Genomic DNA, 16,743 nt, shown 5'->3' with positions numbered 1-16,743 from the left:
TCGCCCGATCACAGCGCGAAGGTCCGTGACTCGCCCGTGTGCAGCAGCACCGGCTGCCCTTCGACCATCACGCGAACCGGGCTCGCTTCGCCGGCCGCGGAGTCGAGATGGAGGGAGCGCCGGGTGATCGACACCGTCAGCCGGTGCGAGCGGTAGACGATGATGAACCGCAGCGAGTCGAGCTCCGCGGGCAGCAGCGGGTGTAACCACAGCGCGTCCGCGCGCGTCTCCAGGCCGGTGTAGCACCGCACGAGCAGGTCGACCGAGCCGGCCATCGCCGCCAGGTGGATGCCGTTCCTCGTCGTGCCGCCCTGGATGTCGGCGAGGTCGCTCTGCAGGGCGCGTTCCAGGAACTGCCAGGAGCGGCTGCGGTCGCGGCGGGCCTCCAGCCAGGAGTGCACCACGTTCGAGAGCGTCGATCCGTAGGTCGACGACCGGGAGTAGCGCTCGACGGTTCGCACGATGGTAGCGGCGTCGAGGGTGTAGCCCAGCCGTTCCAGCAGGTCGCGCAGCTCCTCCGCCGAGAGCAGGTAGAGCAGCATCAGGCAATCGGGCTGTTTCGACACCTGGTAGCGGTTCGTGGAGTCGCCTTCGGCGGCCAGCACGAGGTCGAGCCGGCCGGAGGTCGGGTAGCGGCCGCGGTAGTGCTCGAGGTCGATGGGCGCGAGGTCGTCGTACCCGTCGAACTGCGACAGGGTTCCGTCGGCGTTGAAGACGATCCGCAGGCGCGACGCGATGTGCGCCCAGCGGCCCAGCTCCTCGGGCGTGACGCCGAGTGCCTCGGCGGCGGCTGGATCCGGGCGCGCCGTCAGCAGCCGAACCGTGTCGGCGGCGCGCAGGAGCGTCCAGGCCGTCATCACGTTCGTGTACACGTTGTCGGTCAGCCCGGCGCCGGGCTCGTCCGGCGGTCCGTCGTGGAACTCGTCCGGTCCCATCACGCCGCGGATCGAATACCGGCCGAGGTCCGCGTCCCACACGGCGAGCGAGGCGAAGAACCGGGCGACGCCCACGATGAGGTCGGCGCCCTCGTCGGCCAGGTAGTCGATGTCGCCGGTGGTCTGATAGAACTGCCACGCGCTGTAGGCGATGGCCAGGCCGACGTGTCTCTGCAGGTGCGAGTTGTCCGGCATCCAGAGACCGGTGATCGGGTTGAACAGGCGCCCGGGCGTGACGTCCTCCCCGGTGGTGCCGCTCTGCCAGGGGAACATCGCGCCCTGGTGGCCCGCGTCGGCCGCTGCGCGGAAGGCCTGCCCGAGGCGGCGATGCCGGTAGCCGAGCAGCGAACGGCTGAGCGCCGGGCTGCGCAGGGTCAGCAGAGGGTACACGAAGAGCTCGTCCCAGAAGACGTGGCCGCCGTAGGCCTCGCCGTGGAGTCCGCGCGCGGGCACCCCCGCGTCGAGGTCCTGGTCCGCGCGGGTGAGCGTCTGGAGTACGTGGAACGCGTTGACGTTCACCGCCCGGCTGTGGTCGCCGGCGGGGACGACCTGGACGGCGAACGCCGACCAGAGACGCTCCCACTCCCGGGCGTGGTCGGATAGCAGGTCCGCGAAGCGCGGAGACCGCGCGGCGGTCGCCGCGGCGGCGGACGCGGGCGAGGCCGTGGCGCGGTCGCGCGAGGTGCTGACCCCGATCACCTTCTCGACCACGATGGGCTCGCCCTCGCCGACCTCGACCGTCGACTCGTGGAAGGCGAAGCCGCGCTGGACCGCGAACGCGGGACGGGCGGCCACCGGTTCGTCGCCGCGGTAGACGCGCGTGCGCTGCGCCAGCGCGATCCGGACTCCCGATGCGCGGGTCGCCGCCTCCACGAGGAGGCTGTCGGCCGTCAGCGGGCGGGCGGGCCGGACGACGAGGTGCCTCCTCCCGCGACCGGACCCGACGGAGGGCGTGTCGCGGGAGATGTTGCGGACCGCCGTGTCGATGCCGCTGCGGATCGTCAGTGAGCCGGACCAGTTGCGCGCGACGATCGTGGCCTGCACCGCCCCGAGCCGAGGGTCGGCATGCGAGAGGAACCGGCGGTAGCGGATCGCGGTCTCGCGGCCGCTCGCATCCCGGTAGGTGAGCGTGCGGCGCATGACGCCCTGGCGCAGGTCGATCTCCTGGTGGAAGTCGAGGAGCTCGGCACGATCCGCGTGGAACCAGTCGCCCGCTTCGGGGCGCAGCAGCAACGGCAGCCAGTCGGGCGCATCGACGATCTCCTCCGCGGGAGCCGCGCCGTCGTCGACGGCGTCGAACACGGTCGCCAGGTAGGTGCCCGGACGATGGTGCGCGCCGGTCGTGGCCTCCTCGGCCGACCCGCGGGTGCCCCAGTATCCGTTGGCGACGGTGCAGAGCGTCTCGCGTGTGGTCTCGGCCGCAGGGTCGTACCCGTCGAACCCGAGGACCCACTCGTCCGGCGCGCCGGCGCGGACGATCACGCCTGCCTGCGTCACCCCGAGCTCGTCGAGGCCGGCCACGACCGCGTCGGCGCCCGCCCGCCGCAGCGCGGCCGCTCTGACCGGATCGCCGGCGATGCCGACGACGAGGGCGAATCCGCCGGCCGATGCCGCCTCCACGCCCGCCTCGGAGTCTTCGACGAGGAGCGCCCGGGCGGGAGTGCGGTCCAGTCGCCGGCACGCCTCCCGGAACAGGGCGGGATGCGGCTTGGAGGGCAGCTCGAGCTCCTCCGCGTCCACACCGTCGACCGTCGCGTCGAGCAGCGGCGCGGCACCGGTGCCCGCCAGCAGCGCCCGCGCGTTCTTGCTCGCCGTCGCGATGGCCGTGCCCACCCCCGCTGTTCGAAGAGCCGCGATGAATTCGAGCGCGCCCGGCAGGAGGGTGACGCCGTGCGTGCGCAGCTGTTCCTCGAACAGCCGCTGCTTGCGCTCGGCGAGACGTGCCACGAGAGCGGGCGTGATCGCTCCGGCCGCCACCCCGCGAGCCGCGAGCAGGGTGCGGATGCCCTCCTGGCGGCTCCGGCCGTCGACGAACCGCTCGTAGTCGGCCGGAGTGAACGGCGCAGGGTCCGGCGCGATCCGGCCGAGTTCTGCATCGAACAGCAGGGTCCAGGCCCGCTGGTGCAGGTCGCGGGTGTCGGTGAGCACGCCGTCCATGTCGAGGACGGCCGCCGAGACGGGCTGCTGGAGCATCGGTTCCATTCAGCCTCCTTCGACCCGGGCACGATAACCCGGGCCCCGATCCGGCGGGGGAGTCGAAGGTCCCCCGCGTCCGGGGAGGCCTTAAGCCCCTGTGCCCGCACGCGACCGCCTGGCTGGATGGTCCGAAGCGGCGGCGGGAGGAGCGTTCTGTGCAGGAGCCGGGCTCGGTGCAGCAGGAGGAGAGGCCGACGCGCGAACCGGTCGAGCTGCTGCTGCGGAACCTGCGTACCAGCGCCGAGGGTCTGGGCGCGAGGGAGGCGGCCCGCCGGCTGGCCGTGCAGGGGCCGAACGCGCTGCCGAGCGCTCGCCGCGCCGCCTGGCCGCAGCAGCTGCTGCGGCAGTTCACGCATCCGCTCGCCCTGCTGCTGTGGGTGGCCGCTGCGCTGGCGTACGTCAGCGGGACTCCCGTGCTCAGCTGGGCGATCCTGGTCGTCATCGCGATCAACGCCGCCGTCGCGTTCCTCCAGGAGCGTCAGGCCGAGAAGGCCGTCGAGGCCCTGGCGCAGTACCTGCCGTTGCAGGCCAGGGTGCTGCGCGACGGCGCGATCACGACGATCGCAGCGACGGATCTGGTGACCGGCGACGTGCTGTTGATCTCGGAGGGCGACCGCGTCTGCGCCGACGCGCGCCTGATCGACGGCAGCGTCGAGCTCGACCTGTCGGCCCTGACCGGCGAGTCGGTTCCGGTCGTGCGGTCGGCGGGCGGCGTCGACACGGCCGACCGGCTCATCGACGCACCGGATGCCGTCTTCTCCGGAGCCGGGTGCACGTCGGGCGACGGCCGGGCGGTGGTCTTCGCGACCGGCTCGGCGACCGAGCTCGGGAGGATCGCAGCGCTCTCGCGCCGCGGGGCGCCGGTCGCGAGCCCGCTGGAGCGCCAGGTGCGCCGCTCCACGTGGCTGATCGCGGCGGTGGCGGTCGGTGTCGGTGCGCTGTTCCTCCCGCTCGGGCTCGTCGCCGGGCTGAGCCTGCCGGAGGCCGCCGTGTTCGCGATCGGGCTCCTGGTCGCCAATGTGCCGGAAGGGCTTCTCCCCACGATCACCTTGGCGCTCGCGGTCGGCGTGCGGGTGCTGGCGCGCAGAGGCGCTCTGGTCAAGCAGCTGTCGGCGGTCGAGACGCTCGGGTCGACGACGGTGATCTGCACCGACAAGACCGGCACTCTGACGCAGAACGCCATGCGGGTGAACCGGCTGTGGACGGCGGATGGCGACCACGACCCGTCCGAGCACGGCGGGGCTCTCACCCCTTTGGCCGAGGTGATGGCGGACTGCAACCAGCTCGAACGCGCCGCCGACCCGATGGAGTCCGCCCTCCGCGACGCGGCGTCGGAGGCGGGGATCGACGCGGCACCACGCGTCGCCACGTTCCCGTTCGACCCCGAGCGCAAGCGGATGAGTGTCGTGAGCCGTCGTGCCGGCGGCCTGGTCGTCGGCGTCAAGGGGGCGCCCGAGGGAGTGATCCCGCTGTGCGACTCGATCAACGGCGCACGCGGGGCCGAGCCCTTGACCGACTCCACGCGGGCGGCGGCGCTCGCCGCCGTCGACGACTTCGCCCGGCGCGGACTGCGGGTGCTCGCTCTCGCGGCACGGGGCGTGACCGAGGTGCCGCCCGACGCCGGGGCGGCGGAGTCCGAGCTGTGCCTGCTCGGACTCGTCGCCCTCCTCGACCCCCCACGTCCCGAGGTGGCGGAGGCGGTGGCCGCGTGCCACAGCGCCGGGATCACCATCCACGTCATCACCGGCGACAACGGGCGGACGGCGAGCGAGATCGCCCGGGAGGTCGGGATCGAGGCCGCACAGGTGGTCTCCGGCCCGGAAGCCGACGCCCTCTCGGAGCCGGAGCTGGACGACCTCCTCGCGCGGCCCGGCGAGATCGTGTTCTCCCGGAGCACGCCGGAGGGCAAGCTCCGGATCGCCGAGGCGCTCCAGCATGAGGGCCACGTCGTGGCCATGACCGGGGACGGCGTGAACGACGCGCCCGCCCTGCACCGGGCCGACATCGGCGTCGCGATGGGACGCTCGGGCACGGACGTGGCGCGGGAGGCCGCCACCATGATCCTCACCGACGACGACTTCGCGACCATCGTCACCGCGGTGCGCGAGGGCAGGCGCGCGTACGACAACCTGCGCAAGTTCGTGCTCTACATCTTCGTGCACGCGGTCCCGGAGGTCGTCCCGTTCGCCCTGTTCGCCCTGTCCGGCGGCGCCATCCCCCTGCCGCTCACCGTGCTGCAGATCCTCGCGATCGACCTCGGCACCGAGATCCTCCCGGCTCTCGCTCTGGGCCGGGAGCGCGCGGAGCCCGATCTGATGTCGCGCCGCCCGCGGCCGCGTTCGGAGCAGCTCATCACGCGCCACCTGCTGTTCCGCGCCTGGGCGCTGATGGGGAGCATCTCGGCGGTGCTCGCACTGGCGGTCTTCTTCGCCGTGCTCGTGAGCGGCGGGTGGCATCCGGGCGCGGCCGTCGGCCCCGGCGACCCCCTTCACGAGGTGTACCTGCAGGCGACGACCGCCACGTTCGCGGCGATCGTGGCGTGCCAGGTCGGCACGGCGTTCGCGGCGCGAACGGAGCGGGCGTCGTTGCGGGCGCTCGGAGTGTTCAGCAACCGTCCGCTGCTCGCCGCCATCGGCGCGGAGCTGCTGTTCGCCGCGGCCCTGTGCTACCTCCCGCCGCTGCAGGCGGTCTTCGGCACGGCTCCGCTGCCGTGGTGGGTGCTGCTGCTGCTCGTGCCGTGCCCCGTCATCGTGTGGGGCGCCGACGAGCTGGCGCGCTGGGTCGCCCGGCGTCGCCGGCACCGAGGTCGCCGGGCTCGTGCGCGGACGCGGGCGGAGTGACCTGGGCGCCCAACTGGGGGACCCGTTCCGGGACCGGCCTGCCCAGTTCGCCGTACACGACGGCGCCGTCGAGTGTCTCGGCGTCGAACAAGCGGACGACCAGAGCGTCGAGGGCCGTGCGGTGGTGCGAGAGCAGGTCGGTGGCTCTGGCCTCCGCCTGGCGCACGAGCCGGGCGACCTCGGTGTCGACGGCGCGCTGGGTCTCCTCCGAGTACGGCCGGTTGAGCGTCGCGCCGCTCTCGCCGGCATCTTCCCCGGTCGGGTAGCCGACCGGCCCGAGGGCGGGGGACAGGCCGAAATCGCGCACGATGCGGGTCGCCAGTGCGGTGGCGGCGGCGAGGTCGGAGGCGGCGCCCGTCGACCCCTCCCCGTAGACGATCAGTTCGGCCGCACGGCCGCCCAGCGCCACCGTGAGACGGTCGAGGAGGGCACTCTCGCCCTGGAGGCGGTGCTCGGCCAACGGCAGCTGCTCGGTGGCCCCGAGCGTGTCCCCGGCGGGCAGGATGGTGACCTTGTCGACCGGGTCGGCGTGCTCGCTCAACGCGGCGACCACCGCGTGGCCGCACTCGTGCACGGCCACCTGGCGCTTCTCCTCCACGAGCAGGACGCCGGAGCTCTCGCGGCGGCCGAGGATGAGGCGGTCGCGGGCCGACCCGAAGTCGGACGCGACGATGCGTTCGCGGCCTGCGCGGACCGCCTCGATCGCCGCCTCGTTGGCGAGGTTGGCCAGGTCGGCTCCGGAGAACCCGGGCGTTCCCCGTGCGATCGTCTCGAGCTCGAGCGCCGGGTCGAGGGGCTTGTCGCGGCAGTGTACCGCCAGGATCGCCGTCCGCTCGGCCGCGTTCGGGAGCGGGACGGTGATGTGCCGGTCGAACCGGCCGGGCCGCAGCAGGGCGGTGTCGAGCACGTCGGGCCGGTTGGTCGCCGCCAGCACGACCACGCCGGAGGAGGTCTCGAAGCCGTCCATTTCGGCGAGCAGCTGATTGAGCGTCTGCTCGCGTTCGTCGTTCGACGCGTACGATGTCGCGCTCGATCGCCTTTGCCCGATCGCGTCGATCTCGTCGATGAACAGGATGGCCGGTGCGCTGGCGCGCACGGTCTGGAACAGGTCCCGCACCCGGGAGGCTCCGACGCCCACGAACATCTCGACGAAACTCGACCCGTCGACGGAGAAGAAGTTCACCTGCGCCTCACCGGCGACCGCCCGGGCGAGCAGGGTCTTGCCGGTTCCGGGAGGCCCGACCAGCAGCACTCCGCGCGGGGCGGCGGCGCCCAGCCGGCGGTAGCGGTCCGGATTGCGCAGGAAGTCGACGATCTCGGAGACCTCCGCCTTGACGCCGTCGTATCCGGCGACGTCGGCGAACGTCGTGGTCCTGGTCGACGGCTCGAAGAGCTTCGCGGACGATTTCGTCACACCGAAGATCCCTCCGGAGGCGCCCGCCCGGCGCGCCATGCGCGCCATGAACCACCACACCAGCACGATGGGGCCGACGATCAGCAGCCAGGTGCCCAGGGTCGACCAGATCGAGCCCTGCGCGGCGGCCACGAAGGTGACCGCGACATCGGCGGAGCGCAGCGATGCGATCGCCGGCTGCCCGGCCAGCGGCAACGGGATGACCGTGGTGTATGGAGCGCCGGAGGTCAGGTCGCCGGTCACGGTCCCGTCCGCGTCGATGACGGCGGTGGACACCTTGTGTCCCTCGACGTCCGTCAGGAAGGCCGAGTACGTCAGATTCGTCGTCGAGGGGCCGAACGTGCCCGGGAGGAAGAGCACCAGCCCCAGGCCGATCAGCAGGAGCGCCGACAGCACCCAGACGATCCACGCCCGGCGTCGGCGCGGCTCCGGACCCGAGACGCTCATCGGGCGTGGGAGGCGACGTAGTCGACGAAGCCGCCCACCGTGTCGAGACGGCGATAGTCCTCCTCGGGCGTGTCCACCCCGGTGGATTCGGCGATGAGTTCGACGAGGCGCAGGAAGTCGAGGGAGTCGATCTCGAGATCCTGCCGGAGGCGCGCGCTCTCGACGAGCTCGTCCGGCAGGATGTCGGGCGCGACCTCCGCGAAGGCCGCCGTGACGGCTGCGCGGGCATCGTTGGTGTTCATAGCTCCTCCGGTCTCTGCAGGAGTTCGTCGATGCGACTCAGGAACCGGGCTCCGCGCATCCCGTCGCTCACCCGGTGGTCGGCGGACAGCGTCGCGATCACCGCCGGCCGTGCGCCGACCATGCCGTCGTGCGCCCAGGGCTGCTCGGTCACGCGGCCGAAGCCGACGAGCGCGACCTGCGGCGGGTAGATCACGCCGAAGACACTGTCGACGCCCAGGTCGCCCAGGTTCGTGACGGTGATGGTCGCGTCGGCCATCTCGGCTCGCTGCAGGCGTCCCGCCCTGGCGCGGGCGACCAGATCGCGCAGTCGGAGCATCAGGTCGTCGAGCCCGAGCGTGTCGGCGTCCAGGATCGCGGGGGCGACGATCCCGCCACCGCGGAGGGCCACCACGGTGCCCAGCTGCACACCGGTGCCGTGGCGGAACCCGCCGTCGGTGAAATAGCCGTTCATCTCGGGGACATCGTGGACGGCGAGTGCCGTCGCCTTGAGCAGGAGGACCGCGGTGACCAGCCGATCCGAGACCGTGCGTCCCGCGTTGGTCGCCTCCATCCAGGCCGTCGCCGCGCTCAGGTCGATCGTGGTGCTCAGGTAGTAGTGCGGGATGGTCTTCTTGGAGCGGGCCATCAGCGCCCCGATCGCGCGGCGGAGGCCGGCGGTGCGTTTCGGCGTGGCGCTCGCGGGAGCAGGTGCGGGCTCAGTCGCCGGAGCGGGAGCGGGAGCGGGAGCCGGTGCCGTGGCGGGCGGCGGGGCGGCTGCCGCAGCGGAAGTAGGAGGACCGGCGAGATCCCGCTCGACGACGGCGCCGTCCGGTCCGGAGCCCGCGATCGTCGACAGGTCCATGCCGCGCTCGGCGGCGAGCTTGCGGGCGCGCGGCGAGGAGCGTCCGTGTCCGGCTGCGCCCGGACGGGCGGGGGCCGTCTTCGCCGCACGCTCGACGTCCTTGTGGGTCACCGACCCGCCGTGCCCGGTACCGTGGAGCGCTCCGGTGTCGACGCCGAGCCGCTCGGCAAGCCGCCGGACGGGCGGGCTCGCCGGCGCCGGCTCATGCCCGGGTGTCGGCGTGATCCGCGCGAGCGGGGCCCCGACGGGAACGACATCGCCGACCTGCGCGAACAGTTCGGCGACCACGCCGTCCTCGAAGGTCTCGACGTCGATGACCGACTTGTCGGTGTCCACGGCGGCCACCAGCTGTCCGCGGTGCACCAGGTCGCCCGGCTTCACCAGCCACTCGACCAGCGTGCCCTGCTCCATGTCGGCACCCAGGGCGGGCATCACGAAGTCACCCACGTCCCACCGCCTCGCGTGCGGCGGCGACGACGCGCTCGACCGACGGCAGGGCCGCCTGCTCCAGGTCGTGCGCGTAGGGGGTGGGGACCTCCGCGCTGCAGACCCGCGCCACGGGCGCATCGAGGTCGTAGAAGGCGTGTTCGGTGATGCGGGCGCTCAGCTCGGCCGAGATGCTGCCGCTGCGCCAGCCTTCGTCGATCACGACCGCGCGGTGGGTCTTCGTCACGCTGCCGACGATGGTCGCGTCGTCGAGCGGCCGCAGCGATCGGAGGTCGATCACCTCGGCCTCGATGCCGTCGCCGGCGAGGACCTCCGCCGCCTCGAGGACCAGGGGAAGAGTGCCCCCGTAAGTGATCAGGGAGACGTCCGATCCGGCGCGCCGGACGACGGCGCTGCGGATGTCGACCGCGCCGGCGTCGTCCGCCAGCTCGCCACTGTGCGGATACAGCGACCCGTGCTCGAAGATCAGTACCGGGTCGGGGTCCTGCAGCGCGGTCCACAGCATGCCCCTGGCGTCCTCCAGGGTGGCCGGGGTGAGGATGCGCAGACCCGGGATGTGCGCATACCAGCCCTCGAGACTGTGGGAGTGCTGCGCCGCAAGCTGCCGGCCGGCGCCCGTCGTCATCCGGAAGACGATCGGGACGTTGAACTGGCCGCCCGACATGTGCAGCAGGCTGGCCGCGTTGTTCACGATCTGGTCGAGTGCGAGCAGGCTGAAGTTGACGGTCATGATCTCGACGATCGGCCGGAGGCCGCCGAGCGCCGCCCCGATCCCGGCGCCGACGAAGCCCGACTCCGACAGCGGGGTGTCGCGGATGCGGTCGGGACCGAACTCGTCGAGGAGACCGAGGCTGACCGCGAAGCAGCCGCCGTACCGTCCGACATCCTCGCCCATGAGGAACACCCGGTCGTCGCGCTGCATCGATTCGCGGATCGCTGCGCGCATGGCCTCCCGATACGTCGTCTTCATCGCGGAGCCTCGCTGTACACGAACCGGGTGAGGTCGGCGACCGGCTCGGGCGTCCCGGCCTCGGCGAACGCGACCGCATCGTCGATCTCGGCGTCCACCTCCGTCTGCAGGGCGGCCCAGTCGTCGTCGGAGAACGTTCCGGAGGCGGTCAGCCTGGCGCGCAGGGCGTCGATCGGGTCGTGCTGCATCCAGGCGGCGACCTCCGCCTTGTCGCGGTAGAGCTCGGGGTCGTACATGGAGTGCGCCCTGAAGCGATAGGTGCGCAGCTCGAGGAAGTGCGGTCCGCCTCCGGCGCGGACCGCGTCGACCGCCCGGCGCGCGGCCTCCTCGACGGCGAGGGCGTCCATCCCGTCGACGGCCCACGCCGGGACTTCGTAGGCCGCGGCCTTGAGCGCGATGTCGGTCTGCGACTCCGAGCGGTCCAGCGCGGTGCCCATCGCGTACAGGTTGTTCTCGCAGCAGAACAGCACGGGCAGCTGCCAGAGGGCGGCCAGGTTGAGCGCCTCGTGGAACTCGCCCTCCGCGACGGCGCCCTCGCCGAAGAAGCAGACGGTGACGTGATCGCGCCCTGCCATCCGGTCTGCGAGCGCCAGGCCGACGGCGAGCGGGAGACCGCCGGCGACGATGGCGTTGCCGCCGAAGAACCGGTGCCGGGCGTCGAACAGATGCATCGAGCCGCCGCGGCCGCGGCAGCAGCCCTCGACGAACCCGTACATCTCGGCCAGGATCGCGCGGGCGGGCACGCCCGTGAGCAGCGCGTGCCCGTGTTCGCGGTAGGTCGCCACCACGGCGTCCTCCGGACCGATCGTCGCCAGCACTCCGGCGGCGACGGCCTCTTCGCCGATGTAGACGTGCATGAAGCCGCGGATCTTGGCGGCGCTGTAGAGTTCCACGCACTTCTCCTCCAGCCGGCGTACGCGCAGCATCGACTTCAGCAGGCGGGCTCCGGAGTCGGCCTCGGTGCCCGCCGCCGCGCCCGCCGCTGTGCCCGCCGGCGCTGCGGCCGGGGCGCTGCCGGTCCGTGTCGTCTTCACCGGGGCACCTCCACCGTCGAGGTGTCGCCCTCCGGGAGCCCCAGCTCCCGGGCCTTCAGCAGGCGGCGCAGGATCTTGCCGCTGCGCGTGCGCGGCAGTGCGTCGATGAAGTCGAGCTCGCGCGGGGCCACCGCCGGGCCGAGCCGCTTGCGTGCGAAGCCGATCAGCTCGAGCCGCAACCGGTCGGACGCCCGCCAGCCCGGCCGGAGCTCCACGAACGCCTTCACGACCTCGCCGGCGACCGGATCGGGAACGCCGATCACGCCGGCCTCCGCGACGGCGGGGTGCTCCATCAGCGCGCTCTCGACCTCGAACGGGCCGATCAGATGCCCGGACGATTTGATCACGTCGTCGCCGCGGCCGACGAACCAGTAGTAGCCGTCGGAATCGCGCGTGGCGAGGTCACCGGTGAGGTACCAGCCGCCGACGAAGCAGCGTTCGTAGCGCTCGGGCTGACCGAGATAGCCCCGGAACATCGACGGCCAGCCGGGCAGGAGCGCGAGCTCTCCGACGGTGTCCGGCTCGGTCACCAGCACCGCGCGGCCGTTCTCGGTGATCGCGGCGCCGCTCTCGTCCCGGCGCACGAGCGCCGCCGTCACCCCGGGGAGCGGGCGGCCCATCGACCCGGGCCGCACATCCATCGCGGCGAAGTTCGCGATCATGATGCCGCCGGTCTCCGTCTGCCACCAATTGTCGTGGATCGGCATCCCGAACGCCTCGACCCCCCAGACGACGACCTCGGGGTTCAGGGGCTCGCCGACGCTCGCGACGAACCGGAGCGCCGACAGATCGTGCCGGGCCGCGCGGTCGGTCCCGGCCTTCATGAGCATCCGGAGCGCCGTCGGAGCGGTGTACCAGACCGACACCTTCTCGCGCTCGAGGATGGCGTACCAGCGGTCGGCGTCCAGCTCGTCCTCGTCGACGATGGAGGTCACGCCGTGGACAAGCGGCGCGATCACACCGTACGACATCCCGGTCACCCAGCCCGGGTCGGCGGTGCACCAGTAGACGTCGTCGGGATGGAGGTCGAGCGCGAACCGCCCGGTCGCCGCGTGGGCGACGACGGCCTCGTGAACGTGCACGGCGCCCTTCGGCAGCCCGGTCGTGCCGCTCGTGAAGTGCAGGAGCGCCATGTCGTCGTCGTCGGTCCGGGCGATGGGGGCGGCGGGCGGTGCGTCCCGCAGCAGCGCCACCAGGTCGAGGGTTCCTTCCGGAGCCTCGGAGTCGCCGACGTCGACCAGCAGCACGTGCTCCAGCGTGGGGAGCTCGGCGCGGATCGGCGCGACCTTCCTGGCGTAGAACGCGCGGGTGGTGACCAGCACGCGCGCACCGCCCAGCTGCATCCGCTGGCGCACCGGCTCCGGACCGAACGCCGAGAACAGCGGGCAGAACACGCCGGCGTTCTTGAGAGTCCCCAGCACGGCCACGTAGAGCTCGGGCCGACGCCCCAGCAGCGAGAAGACCCGGTCGCCCCGGCCGACGCCCAGCATCCGGAGCACGCTCGCGAACCGGTCGGTCCGTTCGGCGAGCTCGGCGAACGTCACGTGGTCCACCGTCCCGTCCGCCCGCACGAATCGGAGCGCGTCCTTCGAAGCGGCGGGCCCCGACGCGTGCCGGTCGACTGCCTCGTACGCGATGTTCAGCCCGCCGCCCGGGAGCCCCGAGAGCGTGCCGCGCGCCGCCTCCCAGGTGAAGGTGGCGCAGGCGGCCTCGTAGTCGATGAGATTCGGGGTCACGCGCGCCGCCATCAGATCCTTGCGGATGATCGGCCTGCGCACGGAGCCGCTGAGCACTGTCATGCGGCCAGCCAAGCCGCGGGATGAGCGGAAGGGGAGGGTCTAAGGACCTGCGGTGCGGCATATCGGCCGGCCTATCCTGCTCCCGTGAACCATGCAGCCGATGAGCGGGTCGCCCCGATCCTGACCGTGACCGTCAACCCCGCCCTCGACATCAGCACGTCGACCCCGCAGGTCGTCGCCGAGCACAAGCTGCGCTGCAGCACCAGCCGCCTCGCGCCGGGCGGCGGCGGGGTCAACGTGTCCCGCGTGGTGCGCCGTCTCGGTGGCAGGACTCTCGCGCTGTACACGGCAGGCGGCCCGATCGGGGAGGCCTACCGTCGTCTGGTGGAGGCCGAGCGCGTGCCGGGCGTCGTCGTCCCGATCCAGGGGAGCACGCGCGAAAGCTTCACCGTCGACGACGGCGCGGGAGGCGCGCAGTTCCGGTTCGTGCTGGAAGGCCCGGAGCTGAGTGAGGGCGAGTGGCGCTCCTGCCTCGACTTCGTGGAGCAGACCGTCGCGCCCGGCGGCATCGTCGTCGCCAGCGGCAGTCTCCCACCGGGGGTGCCCCACGACTTCTATGCGCGCGTGGTCCGGGTGGCGCGCGACGGCGGCGCCCGCTGCGTGGTCGACTCCACCGGGCCGGCCCTGGCGGCTGCGCTCGCAGAGGGGACCTTCCTGGTCGCGCCGAGCCGCCGGGAACTGGAGGCCCATGTCGGAGCGACCCTCGACGACGAGCAGAGCCGCGTGGACGCCGCGGCCTCCCTGATCGGTGCCGGTGCCGCCGAGTTCGTCGCCCTGACGCTCGGCTCGGAGGGCGCGCTGCTCGTCTCCGCCACCGCGACCTACCGGCTGTCCGCTCCCGCGGTGGAGGCGGTCAGCAGCGTCGGGGCGGGAGACAGCTTCCTCGCCGGGTTCGTGCTGCGGATCGCGCAGGGGCGCACGGTGGAGGAGGCGTTCCGCACCGCGGTCGCCGCCGGGACCGCCGCCGTTCTGACCCCGGCCTCCGAGCTCTGCCGCCGCGCGGACGTCGAGCGGCTGGAGGCCGGCCTCGCGGCGGATGCGGGCCGAAAGTCCCTGTAGCGCCGCGGCGGCGCGAACGTAGCGTGGGCGTCGGCCGGTGCGCAGCCGACGGCCGACATCGAAAGGGGCGGCGCGATGGACGAGTACGTGGTGTGGTTCGAGGACGTCGGGATGCACGACGTCGCGCGCGTGGGCGGCAAGAACGCGTCGCTCGGGGAGATGATCCGCGGGCTCGCCGCTGAGGGCATCCGTGTTCCCGCCGGCTTCGCCACCACCGCAGCGGCCTATCGCGCCTTCGTGGCCGCGAACGGCATCGAGCAGGCGATGCGCGAGCGGCTCCGTCGCTACCGCGAAGGGTCCGCGACGCTGCGGGAGACGGGTGAGGCGCTGCGCGAGCTCTTCTTGGCCGGGGAGTTCCCGCCCGAGATCGCCGACGCGATCGCCGAGCGCTACCGCGAGCTCGCGGGGCGCTCCGGCACGCCGGGCCTCGCCGTCGCCGTCCGCAGCAGCGCGACCGCGGAAGACCTGCCCGAGGCGAGCTTCGCCGGTGCGCAGGAGACGTTCCTCAACGTCGTCGGGGAGCGCGAGCTGCTGGCGGCGTGCCGGCGGTGCTACGCGTCACTCTTCACCGATCGCGCCATCAGCTACCGGGAGGTCAAGGGGTTCGACCATCTCGACGTCGCCCTGTCGATCGGCGTGCAGCGCATGGTCCGCTCCGACCTGGGCGGATCCGGCGTCATGTTCTCCATCGACACCGACACCGGTTTTCCGCGGGTGGTGGTCATCAGTGCGGCGTGGGGGCTCGGCGAACTGGTGGTGCAGGGCGCCGTCGACCCCGACCGCTACCTCGTCTTCAAACCGCTGCTCGACCAGCCCGGGGCCGCCCCGATCATCGAACGGACCGTCGGCGCGAAAGCGCGCACGATGGTCTACAGCCAGGGCGGCACCGAACGGACCAGGATCGTGGAGACACCGGCGCGCAAGCGCCGAGCGGTCGTGCTGAACGACGAGGAGATCCTCGAACTGGCGCGGTGGGCGGTGCTCGTCGAGAAGCACTACGGGCGGCCGATGGACATGGAGTGGGCGCGTGACGGAGCCGACGGCCGGCTGTTCCTCGTCCAGGCACGGCCCGAGACCGTGCAGGCGGTCAAGAGCGGCACCGCCTTCACCGAGCATCACCTGACCGAGAAGGGCGAGCTGCTGCTGTCCGGCGCTGCCATCGGCGACTCGATCGCGTCGGGCACCGCCTGCGTCATCCGCGATCCGGCGCAGATCGCCGATTTCGAAGACGGCGCGGTGCTCGTGGCCGAGATGACCGATCCCGACTGGGTGTCGATCATGACCCGCGCCTCCGGGATCATCACCGATCACGGAGGGTCGACCAGCCATGCCGCCATCGTGAGCCGCGAGCTGGGCATCCCGGCCGTCGTGGGCACGGGGAACGCGACCGAGACGCTCGTCGACGGCCAGCCGGTCACCCTCTCCTGCGCCGAGGGGGACGTGGGCCACGTCTACGACGGCATCCTGAGTCAGGAGAGCACGGAGATCGATCTGCGCCGGATCCCGGCCACCCGCACACGGGTGATGGTCAACGTCGCCAGCCCGGAGGCGGCCTTCCGCTGGTGGCGGCTGCCGGCGGCGGGTGTCGGCCTGGCGCGCATGGAGTTCATCGTCAACAACCTGATCAGCGTGCACCCGATGGCCCTCGTGCATCCTGAGCGGGTGACCGACGAGCGCACCAGGCGGCGCATCCGCACGCTGACGGCCGGCTTCGACGACCCGCAGGAGTTCTTCGTCGAGACCCTGGCGCGGGGGCTCGCCAAGCTGGCGGCGCCGTACCATCCGCACGACGTGATCGTGCGGCTGAGCGATTTCAAGGCGAACGAGTACGCGCACCTCATCGGAGGCGAAGCGTTCGAGAGCCCGGAGGAGAACCCGATGCTCGGGTTCCGGGGCGCGTCGAGGTACTACGACCCCGCCTACCGGGAGGCGTTCGCGCTGGAGTGCCGCGCGCTGAAGCGGGCGCGCGAGCAGATCGGTTTCGGCAACATCATCGTCATGGTGCCGTTCTGCCGCACCCCCGGCGAGGCGGACCGGGTGCTCGACGAGATGGCCGGGAACGGTCTCGTGCGCGGCGAGAACGGCCTCCAGGTCTACATGATGTGCGAGATCCCCTCGAACGTGATCCGCGCGGCCGAGTTCGCGACGCGGTTCGACGGGTTCTCGATCGGCTCCAACGACCTCACGCAGCTCGTCCTCGGTGTCGACCGCGACTCCGCGCGGCTCGCCGAGCTGTTCGACGAGCGCGACCCCGCGGTCGAGTGGATGATCGCGGAGGCCATCCGCACGGCCCACGATGCGGGCATCAAGATCGGCATCTGCGGGCAGGGGCCGAGCGACCACCCCGACTTCGCCGAGTTCCTCGTGCGCCACGGCATCGACTCGATCTCCCTCAACCCGGACAGCTTCCTGCGAACCGTCGGGCATGTGGCGACGGCGGAGGCGGCTGCCGTGGAGCCGCAGACGCAGCCCGTGCAGTGACTGCGATCAGCACAGGAGTGGGTGAATGGGCCACACG

The 16,743-nt window shown here is 72.3% G+C and carries 10 protein-coding genes; 3 read left to right on the top strand and 7 right to left on the bottom strand.

Annotation, left to right across the window (positions count from 1 at the left end):
* Positions 1-8: 8 nt before the first annotated feature.
* Entirely contained in the window at positions 9-3,137 is a 3,129-nt protein-coding gene (locus Q0Q23_RS12800) for an HAD-IA family hydrolase (protein WP_295124298.1), read from the bottom strand.
* 149 nt (positions 3,138-3,286) lie between these two features.
* Between Q0Q23_RS12800 and Q0Q23_RS12795 the strand changes: the two genes are divergently transcribed.
* Positions 3,287-5,971 carry a cation-transporting P-type ATPase gene (locus tag Q0Q23_RS12795; RefSeq protein WP_295124295.1) on the top strand — a complete coding sequence of 895 codons (2,685 nt, stop codon included), beginning with the start codon at positions 3,287-3,289 and terminating at the stop codon, positions 5,969-5,971.
* Here the strand turns inward: Q0Q23_RS12795 and ftsH are convergent.
* The 6 genes from ftsH to acsA all read right to left on the bottom strand — a co-directional run bounded on the left by ftsH (position 5,877) and on the right by acsA (position 13,166).
* Positions 5,877-7,832 carry an ATP-dependent zinc metalloprotease FtsH gene (ftsH, locus tag Q0Q23_RS12790; RefSeq protein ID WP_295124292.1) on the bottom strand — a complete coding sequence of 652 codons (1,956 nt, stop codon included), beginning with the start codon at positions 7,830-7,832 and terminating at the stop codon, positions 5,877-5,879. The genes Q0Q23_RS12795 and ftsH overlap by 95 nt on opposite strands.
* Positions 7,829-8,074, bottom strand: a complete 246-nt coding sequence (locus Q0Q23_RS12785) for an acyl carrier protein (RefSeq protein ID WP_295124288.1) — start codon at positions 8,072-8,074, stop codon at positions 7,829-7,831. The genes ftsH and Q0Q23_RS12785 overlap by 4 nt, the downstream gene beginning before the upstream one ends.
* Positions 8,071-9,363 (bottom strand): dihydrolipoamide acetyltransferase family protein, encoded by a 1,293-nt coding sequence (locus Q0Q23_RS12780; RefSeq protein ID WP_295124283.1) that lies wholly within the window; start codon positions 9,361-9,363, stop codon positions 8,071-8,073. The genes Q0Q23_RS12785 and Q0Q23_RS12780 overlap by 4 nt, the downstream gene beginning before the upstream one ends.
* The gene (locus tag Q0Q23_RS12775; RefSeq protein WP_295124280.1) at positions 9,356-10,333 is read right to left on the bottom strand and encodes an alpha-ketoacid dehydrogenase subunit beta; all 978 of its coding nucleotides are present in this window, start codon (positions 10,331-10,333) and stop codon (positions 9,356-9,358) included. The genes Q0Q23_RS12780 and Q0Q23_RS12775 overlap by 8 nt, the downstream gene beginning before the upstream one ends.
* Positions 10,330-11,271 (bottom strand): pyruvate dehydrogenase (acetyl-transferring) E1 component subunit alpha, encoded by a 942-nt coding sequence (gene pdhA / locus Q0Q23_RS12770; protein WP_295124345.1) that lies wholly within the window; start codon positions 11,269-11,271, stop codon positions 10,330-10,332. Before pdhA ends, Q0Q23_RS12775 begins: the two co-directional genes overlap by 4 nt.
* Positions 11,272-11,363: 92 nt before the next feature.
* The gene (acsA, locus tag Q0Q23_RS12765) at positions 11,364-13,166 is read right to left on the bottom strand and encodes an acetate--CoA ligase (RefSeq protein ID WP_295124277.1); all 1,803 of its coding nucleotides are present in this window, start codon (positions 13,164-13,166) and stop codon (positions 11,364-11,366) included.
* Between the two features lie 84 nt (positions 13,167-13,250).
* On the opposite strand from acsA, the gene Q0Q23_RS12760 reads away from it, so the two are divergent.
* Both Q0Q23_RS12760 and ppsA read left to right on the top strand, forming a co-directional pair.
* On the top strand, positions 13,251-14,225 hold the full coding sequence (locus Q0Q23_RS12760; RefSeq protein ID WP_295124274.1) for a 1-phosphofructokinase family hexose kinase: 975 nt from the start codon (positions 13,251-13,253) through the stop codon (positions 14,223-14,225).
* A 75-nt stretch (positions 14,226-14,300) separates the two neighbouring features.
* Positions 14,301-16,706, top strand: coding sequence for a phosphoenolpyruvate synthase (ppsA, locus tag Q0Q23_RS12755; RefSeq protein ID WP_295124272.1), 2,406 nt, complete (start codon positions 14,301-14,303; stop codon positions 16,704-16,706).
* Positions 16,707-16,743: the final 37 nt, after the last annotated feature.

This window comes from uncultured Leifsonia sp. (assembly GCF_945957465.1).
Classification (GTDB): domain Bacteria; phylum Actinomycetota; class Actinomycetes; order Actinomycetales; family Microbacteriaceae; genus Leifsonia.
This window is presented reverse-complemented; position numbering and strand designations above follow the sequence as displayed.

Coding starts and splice junctions, on each gene's coding strand:
- Q0Q23_RS12800 (WP_295124298.1), bottom strand. CDS start 3,137: ATGGAACCGATGCTCCAGCAGCCCGTCTCGGCGGCCGTCCTCGACATG.
- ftsH (WP_295124292.1), bottom strand. CDS start 7,832: ATGAGCGTCTCGGGTCCGGAGCCGCGCCGACGCCGGGCGTGGATCGTC.
- Q0Q23_RS12785 (WP_295124288.1), bottom strand. CDS start 8,074: ATGAACACCAACGATGCCCGCGCAGCCGTCACGGCGGCCTTCGCGGAG.
- Q0Q23_RS12775 (WP_295124280.1), bottom strand. CDS start 10,333: ATGAAGACGACGTATCGGGAGGCCATGCGCGCAGCGATCCGCGAATCG.
- acsA (WP_295124277.1), bottom strand. CDS start 13,166: ATGACAGTGCTCAGCGGCTCCGTGCGCAGGCCGATCATCCGCAAGGAT.
- ppsA (WP_295124272.1), top strand. CDS start 14,301: ATGGACGAGTACGTGGTGTGGTTCGAGGACGTCGGGATGCACGACGTC.